The 7279-nt window shown below is 46.3% G+C and carries 5 protein-coding genes; all 5 read left to right on the top strand.

All coding sequences use genetic code 11. The features are described from left to right. Positions 1-2: 2 nt before the first annotated feature. Positions 3-650, top strand: a complete 648-nt coding sequence (leuD, locus tag GY843_RS17420) for a 3-isopropylmalate dehydratase small subunit (protein WP_297311485.1) — start codon at positions 3-5, stop codon at positions 648-650. Positions 651-718: 68 nt separating this feature from the next. After that, positions 719-1798, top strand: coding sequence for a 3-isopropylmalate dehydrogenase (leuB, locus tag GY843_RS17425; RefSeq protein ID WP_297311486.1), 1080 nt, complete (start codon positions 719-721; stop codon positions 1796-1798). Between the two features lie 142 nt (positions 1799-1940). Next, complete coding sequence (gene asd, locus GY843_RS17430; RefSeq protein WP_297311488.1) at positions 1941-3056, top strand: aspartate-semialdehyde dehydrogenase; 1116 nt, start codon at positions 1941-1943, stop codon at positions 3054-3056. Positions 3057-3123: 67 nt separating this feature from the next. Continuing rightward, positions 3124-4146, top strand: a complete 1023-nt coding sequence (locus GY843_RS17435; RefSeq protein WP_297311489.1) for an aspartate-semialdehyde dehydrogenase — start codon at positions 3124-3126, stop codon at positions 4144-4146. A 142-nt stretch (positions 4147-4288) separates the two neighbouring features. Then, a partial coding sequence (locus GY843_RS17440) for a FimV/HubP family polar landmark protein (RefSeq protein WP_297311491.1) occupies positions 4289-7279 on the top strand: 2991 nt, incomplete at its 3' end.

The following is a 7279-nucleotide window of genomic DNA, read 5'->3' on the forward strand; positions in this document are numbered from 1 at the left end:
ACATGAACAAATTTACTTTGCACACAGGTATCGCAGCTCCATTGGATCGTGCCAATGTTGATACCGATATGATTATTCCAAAGCAGTTTTTGAAATCCATCAAACGTTCTGGTTTTGGTAAGAACTTGTTTGATGAACTGCGTTATTTAGATGAAGGACAGCCAGACCAAGAGTGTACGGGGCGTCCACTAAACGAAGAGTTCGTTTTGAACTTGCCACGTTATAAAGGCACAAGTGTGTTACTCGCACGCGAAAACTTCGGTTGTGGTTCTAGCCGTGAACACGCGCCTTGGGCTTTAGATGATTTCGGTATCCGCTCTGTTATCGCGCCAAGCTTTGCTGAGATCTTCTATAACAACTGCTTTAAAAATGGTTTGTTGCCAATCATCTTGAGTGAAGAGCAAGTTGATCAGTTGTTTAAAGAAGTGGCTGCTTCTGAAGGTTACGAGTTAACTGTTGATCTTGAAAATCAGGTTGTTAAGACGCCTTCTGGTGAAAAGATGGCTTTTGAGATTGACGATTTCCGTAAGCACTGCTTGCTGAATGGTTTAGACGATATTGGTCTAACACTGCAGCACGCAGATGATATTAAGGCTTACGAAGAGAAACGCCGTCAGTCAGCACCTTGGCTATTCGACGCAATCAAATAGTTGTTTGACGCGATTAAATAATTCAAAGCAGCAGTTTTAAAAACTGCCCAAGAGTAAAGGTTTTTGAAATGTCTAAAAATGTATTGATGTTGCCAGGTGATGGCATTGGTCCAGAGATTGTTGCTGAAGCACGTCGTGTTTTGGATCTGGTAAATGAACAGGATAATCTGGGTCTTGAATTCACTGAAGCACACGTTGGTGGTGCTGCGATTGATGCGACTGGTGTTCCTCTTCCAGCAGAAACTCTGGAGGCAGCGAAGGCTTCTGATGCAATCCTGCTAGGTGCTGTCGGTGGCCCTAAATGGGATACTAACCCAGATTTCCAGATTCGCCCTGAAAAAGGCCTGCTGGGTATTCGTTCTGAGCTGGGTCTTTTTGGTAACTTACGTCCTGCAATTCTTTATCCACAGCTGGCTCACGCTTCTACGCTGAAAGAAGAAGTCGTTTCCGGTCTGGATATTCTGATCGTGCGTGAACTGACGGGTGGTATCTACTTCGGTCAGCCACGTGGTATTCGTGAAAAAGAGGGTGGTATCCGTGAAGGTTACAATACCTATGTTTACGATGAGAATGAGATCCGTCGTATCGGTCGTGTAGCGTTTGAAGCTGCAATGGCTCGTGACAAGCGTCTGTGTTCTGTGGACAAGGCGAACGTACTCGAAGTTACAGTGCTGTGGCGTGAAATTATGGAAGAGCTGTCAAAAGAATACCCAGAAGTTGAACTGAGCCACATGTACGTGGATAACGCAGCGATGCAGCTGGTACGTGCTCCTAAGCAGTTCGATGTAATGGTAACCGGCAACATGTTCGGTGATATCCTTTCCGATGCTGCGGCAATGCTGACCGGTTCTATCGGTATGCTGCCTTCCGCTTCTCTGGATGTGGATGGTAAAGGTATGTACGAGCCATGTCATGGTTCTGCTCCAGACATCGCTGGTCAGAATCTGGCTAACCCTCTGGCGACAATTATTTCTGCAGCAATGATGTTGCGTTACTCCTTCGGTGCAGGCGAAACTGCAGATCGTATCGAAGCTGCTGTAAGTGCAGTATTGGATCAGAACCTGCGTACGGGTGATATCTGGTCTGAAGGTATGCAGAAGGTAAGCTGTTCTGAAATGGGTGATGCTGTTGTTGCTGCACTGAGCTAAGTACTCATTTATAGCGATTCTGCTGATAGCCTGAATCGCTATTTTGTAGCATAATATGTGCCCCGTCGGTTCCTGCTTTTCGATATAAGAAAACGCCGGAGCCGATTTTGTGTTTTTAACATCCGAGTTTTTGGTGAATTTGATGAAACGTGTAGGTTTTGTTGGCTGGCGTGGAATGGTGGGTTCCGTGCTAATGCAACGCATGATGGAAGAGCGTGATTTCGATCATATCGAAGAGCCGGTCTTCTTCACCACGTCCCAGGTAGGTCAGGCTGGTCCGGATATTGGTAAAGATATCCCAGCGCTGAAAGATGCGACATCCATTGATGAGTTGAAACAGATGGATGCCATTATTTCCTGTCAGGGTGGTGACTACACGAAACAGGTTTACGCTGATCTGCGTGCTGCAGGTTGGGACGGTTACTGGATCGATGCGGCATCTTCCCTGCGTATGGATGACAGTGCGATCATCGTACTTGATCCAGTCAACATGAATGTGATCAAAGACGGGCTGTCTAACGGTATCAAGACTTACGTTGGCGGTAACTGCACAGTATCTCTGATGCTGATGGGCTTAGGCGGTCTGTTCAATGCGGGTCAGATCGAGTGGATGACTTCCATGACTTATCAGGCAGCTTCAGGTGGCGGTGCTCGTCATATGAAAGAGCTGATTTCTCAGATGGGTATTATCAAGGAATCAGTTGCTGGTGACCTGGCTAATCCGGCTTCTGCTATTCTGGATATCGACCGTCAGGTTGCTGAAACTATCCGTAGCGATGCAATGCCTGTTGATAACTTTGGTGTGCCATTGGCTGGCTCACTGATCCCATGGATCGACACTAAACTCGATAACGGTCAAAGCCGCGAAGAGTGGAAAGCATACGCAGAGACAAACAAGATTTTGGGTCTGGGTGATAGCCCAATTCCAATCGATGGTACTTGTGTTCGTATCGGTGCGATGCGCTGCCACAGCCAGGCATTCACAATTAAGCTGAAGCAGAATGTGCCGATGGATGAGATCGAATCTATGCTGGCTGAAGCAAATGACTGGGTTAAAGTGATCCCTAATGAGCGTGACATTACTGCTCAGGAACTTACGCCTGCTAAAATTACTGGTACGTTGACAGTGCCAGTAGGTCGTTTGCGTAAGATGAATCTGGGTGATGAATACCTGAACGCGTTCAGCGTAGGTGATCAGCTGTTGTGGGGTGCTGCTGAGCCTCTGCGTCGTATGCTGAGAATTCTTCTAGAAGATTAATTCTGCATTTTAGTTGTTCTATCAGCCCGGCATTGCTCCGGGCTGATTTGTTTTTGGGAAATAAGAAATGAGTCAAGGTTTTAATATTGCTGTTGTTGGTGCTACTGGAATGGTCGGAGAGGCGATTCTGGAAATTCTGGAACAGCGTGAATTCCCAGTGGAAAATTTGTATCTGTTGGCAAGCGAGAACAGTGCAGGTAAACAGATCCAGTTTAACGACAATTCTCATCGTGTAGAGCTGATTGATGATTTTGACTTTTCTACAGCTCAGATCGCTTTCTTCACCGCCGGCGCTGCTGTTTCAGAAGAGTATGCGCAGATCGCCGCTGATCAAGGTTGCATAGTGATCGATAACACCTCTTGCTTCCGTTATGAGTACGATGTGCCGCTAGTTGTTCCAGAGGTGAACCCTGAGCGTATTGCTGAATATCCTAACCGGGGCATTATTGCGAACCCTAACTGTTCGACTATCCAGATGTTATTGGCAGTAGCACCAATTCATCGTCATGCTTCAGTAAAGCGTATTAACGTTGCTACCTATCAGGCTGTTTCTGGTTCGGGGAAAAGTGGTGTAGAGGAGCTGGCTGGTCAGACAGCTAAGCTTTTGAACGCGCAAACACCAGAAACGAATGTCTATCCTAAACAAATCGCATTTAATGTCCTGCCTCAAATAGATGAAGTGCAGGAAAATGGTTACACCCGTGAAGAGATGAAGATGGTTTGGGAAACCCAGAAAATTCTCGATGACGAGGGGGTAATGGTTAACCCGACCTGCGTGCGAGTACCGGTCTTCTTTGGGCATAGCGAAGCTGTGCATATTGAGTGTTGGGACCCGATCAGTGCTGAGGAAGTGCGAGAACTATTAAACCTAGCTCCTGGTGTTGAAGTGGTTGATGGTGATGCATCCGGAGGGTATGCAACACCAGTATCCGATGCTGCTAAAAACGATGAAGTATTCGTTAGTCGTATTCGGGAAGATATTTCTTGTGAAAATGCTATAAATCTGTGGGTAGTTGCCGATAACGTTCGCAAAGGTGCAGCTCTTAATAGTGTGCAAATCGCTGAAATTTTGATTCAGCAGTACATTTAGGTCACTTTTCTGATAGGAAATGCAAACAGGTGTTTGTATTTCCTTGACCCATAAGTGGTTTATAAACAATACTGTGAAGAGATTTCGGAATCGCAACCCTCTGATTCCGCTGAGTTTTGAGGGTAGGGGAACAAGGAAACTGATGATGTTGCGAAAACTCGCCGTCAGCCTTGCCGTAGCAGGGATTATTAGTGCATCCAATGCCAACGCGCTTGGGTTGGGTGAAATTAAAATTCATTCGGCACTGAATGAACCACTGAAAGCAGAGATAAAACTTCTAAAGGTTAGAAAGTTGAGTCCTCTTCAGATTCAGCCGCGTATGGCAAATATTGATGAGTTTGCTCTGGCTGGTCTTGATAAGTCTCGTTTTCTCACTGATGTCAGTTTTCAGGTTAAAGTTAATCCAGATGGTAGTGGATTAATAACTCTGCGATCAGATATACCGGTCAGGGAGCCGTTTCTCAATTTCTTAGTTGAGGTTAACTGGCCTAATGGACGCCTTGTCCGTGAATATACTCTGTTGCTGGACCCCCCTGTATTTGATCCTACTCCAGTAAGAAAAACTGTTCAGCCAGCTGCAACGCAAGCTGCCCCTGCTCGAGCGCCAATTGCTTCATCCCCAATGTCAGACAATATCCGTACCCGAACAGGACAGGGGCAGGTATATGTTGATGTAAAAGATACGCTGTGGTCGATAGCAATCAAGCATCGTCCAAATAGTAATGTTTCTGCAAAGAAAATGATGATTGCTTTGCAGAAGAAAAACCCAGAAGCATTCGTAAATGGCAATATCAATGCGTTGCGGGCTGGAGTTGTACTTGATCTTCCGACTATGGAGGAGATCAATCGCCTTAATTCCCAAGACGCGGCACTAGAAGTCGTTCGTCAGACTTCTGCTTGGAAGGAGGGAAGAGCAAACTTACCAGCGCCTTTGGATGCTTCCAAAAAGAAGTCCGCTTCTGACTCAATGCCTTCTTCTACAAATGAAGAAAAGGATGCTGAGCTAAAAATTGTTACGCCCAAAGATGGTTCGGAACAAGAAGATGGCGTAGCTACAGACCAGTCTGATAAAGATCTCCTTTCTGAGACTATGGCAAAAGATCTGGAAGATGCCGAAAAACAGGCGCTTTTGGAGAAGAATGCCGATCTGGAGACCCGTTTAAGTGAGTCTCTGGAAAACGTAGATAAAATCTCACGTGAAAATGCTGAACTCAATGAACGTCTGGATGGTATCCAGTACGAGCTTGAAAAGCTACGCGAGATGCTTGAACTGAAAGATAAGGAACTGGCTGTTTTACAGAGCCAGGTCGAGGCTGAGAAAGCTAAGCCAGAGCCTACGCCAGCCCCTCCGGCTGAAAAAAGCCTGCTAGATACAATTCTACAGTCGCCTACGATTCTTGGCGGAATCGGTGCGGCTATTATCGCTCTATTAGCAGGACTGTTGTTCTTCTTGCGTCGTCGTAACAAAGATGACGAGGAAACCGTAGATGATTCTGCGCTAGTGCAGGTTCCAGAGGAACTTGATACTACTGATATTGATGAACCCGTAGCAGAAGAAGTTGCCGAAGAGGAAATTGAAGAGCCGGAAGAGATCGAAGAGCTTAGTGATCTGGAAAGTGATCTGGATGATGATCTAGATATTGGAGATGAAGAAGATCTTCTCGAAGAAGAGAATGATCTGGATCTCAGTGATGAAGATCTTTCTGATTTGGATGACCTGGATCTGGACATGGATATGGACCTGGATCTTGAGGAAGATGCCAGTGCCGATGTTCTTCAGACTGTTGAATCCGTGGATGAGTCAGATGCTGAAGATGACCTGCTAGACGATGACGAATTTGATCTGGGTATCGATGATGATCTAGATGATGAGGCTTCGGAAGTCAGTGATGACCTTGATGCTATTCTAGGTGCTGAAGAAGAGACAGTTGAAACTGAAGACTCAAATGAAGAGTCTGACATTAGTGATGCTCTGGACGATATTCTAGGAGATACAGCGCTAGAGGCTGATGCTGAGGAAGAGACTTCTGAAGAATTACAATCTACAGAAGATGACATAGATCTGGGCCTTGATGATGATCTTGAATTCGATTTAGAGCCAGCTGCTGAAGAAACTGAAGCGCCTGAGGAGCAAGAGGTTGATACAGATGAATCCGATGATTTGGATTTTGTAATTGCCGAAAAAGAACCTCTTGTTGAAGAAGTAGAAGAAGCTTCAGAAGAAGTGCTCGACGAGGATGGGCTTGATGAGCTGCTTGATAGTACAGAGAGTATTGAAACAGAAGTAGAAGATATCGAAGTTGAAGACCTTGATGCACTGTCTGTTGAATCTGGAGATGAGCAGGTCGAAGAGCAGGAAGATACAGATCTCGATGCTTTGCTGGATGAAGTAGCTACAGAGCAAGAAGCGAGCGAACCAGACGAAGTTGAGTCAGATGAAGATGATCTGGACGCTATACTGGCAGAAAATCTAGGTGCTGAAGAAGAGCTTCTATCTCCAGAAGAGGCATCCGAAGATGAGCCTGCTGAGGAAGGCGAACTAGAGTCTGACCACGATCTGCATAAGATGATCGCAGAGAGCGATAGTGATCTGGAGTCCTTAGATCTGGATGAGGTTGAGGCTGATGAACCTCACGAAGAAATCAGTAACGATACTGACTTCGATTCTCTGCTGGCAGAGGTAGATGAAAGTATCGAAGCTGATATGGCTGCGGATGCAGAAGAAGAGGCCGAGCCTGAAGCTGAATCAGAACCAGACATCGATCTTGGTGCTGATTTTGATATGGCCGAGCTTTCTGTAGAGCCAGAGCCAGAGCCAGAGCCAGAGCCAGAGCCAAAAGATGCAGAGATGGATCTGGACGCGATGCTTGAAGATATTGGTATGGATCTGGATGAGACGGATCTTGCAGCGGGTGCAGCAGTAGGTGCCGGCGCTGTCGCTGCGGCAGCAGCGCTGGATTCGGATGATGCTGAAGAATCCGCAGGAGCTGATGAGCTGGAGTCTGCAATTTCTCACGACCTTGATGCTGAGCTGGACTCCGAGTTGGATGCACTGCTTAACAGCACAGATAGCGATATTGAACTTGAAGAAAGTTCTGCTGACGAAGAGGGCGAATCATTGGATGAAGATTTC

The sequence above is a fragment of the Neptuniibacter sp. genome (assembly GCF_024231755.1).
Taxonomy (GTDB): Bacteria; Pseudomonadota; Gammaproteobacteria; order Pseudomonadales; family Balneatricaceae; genus Neptuniibacter.

Coding starts and splice junctions, on each gene's coding strand:
- leuD (WP_297311485.1), top strand. CDS start 3: ATGAACAAATTTACTTTGCACACAGGTATCGCAGCTCCATTGGATCGT.
- leuB (WP_297311486.1), top strand. CDS start 719: ATGTCTAAAAATGTATTGATGTTGCCAGGTGATGGCATTGGTCCAGAG.
- asd (WP_297311488.1), top strand. CDS start 1,941: ATGAAACGTGTAGGTTTTGTTGGCTGGCGTGGAATGGTGGGTTCCGTG.
- GY843_RS17435 (WP_297311489.1), top strand. CDS start 3,124: ATGAGTCAAGGTTTTAATATTGCTGTTGTTGGTGCTACTGGAATGGTC.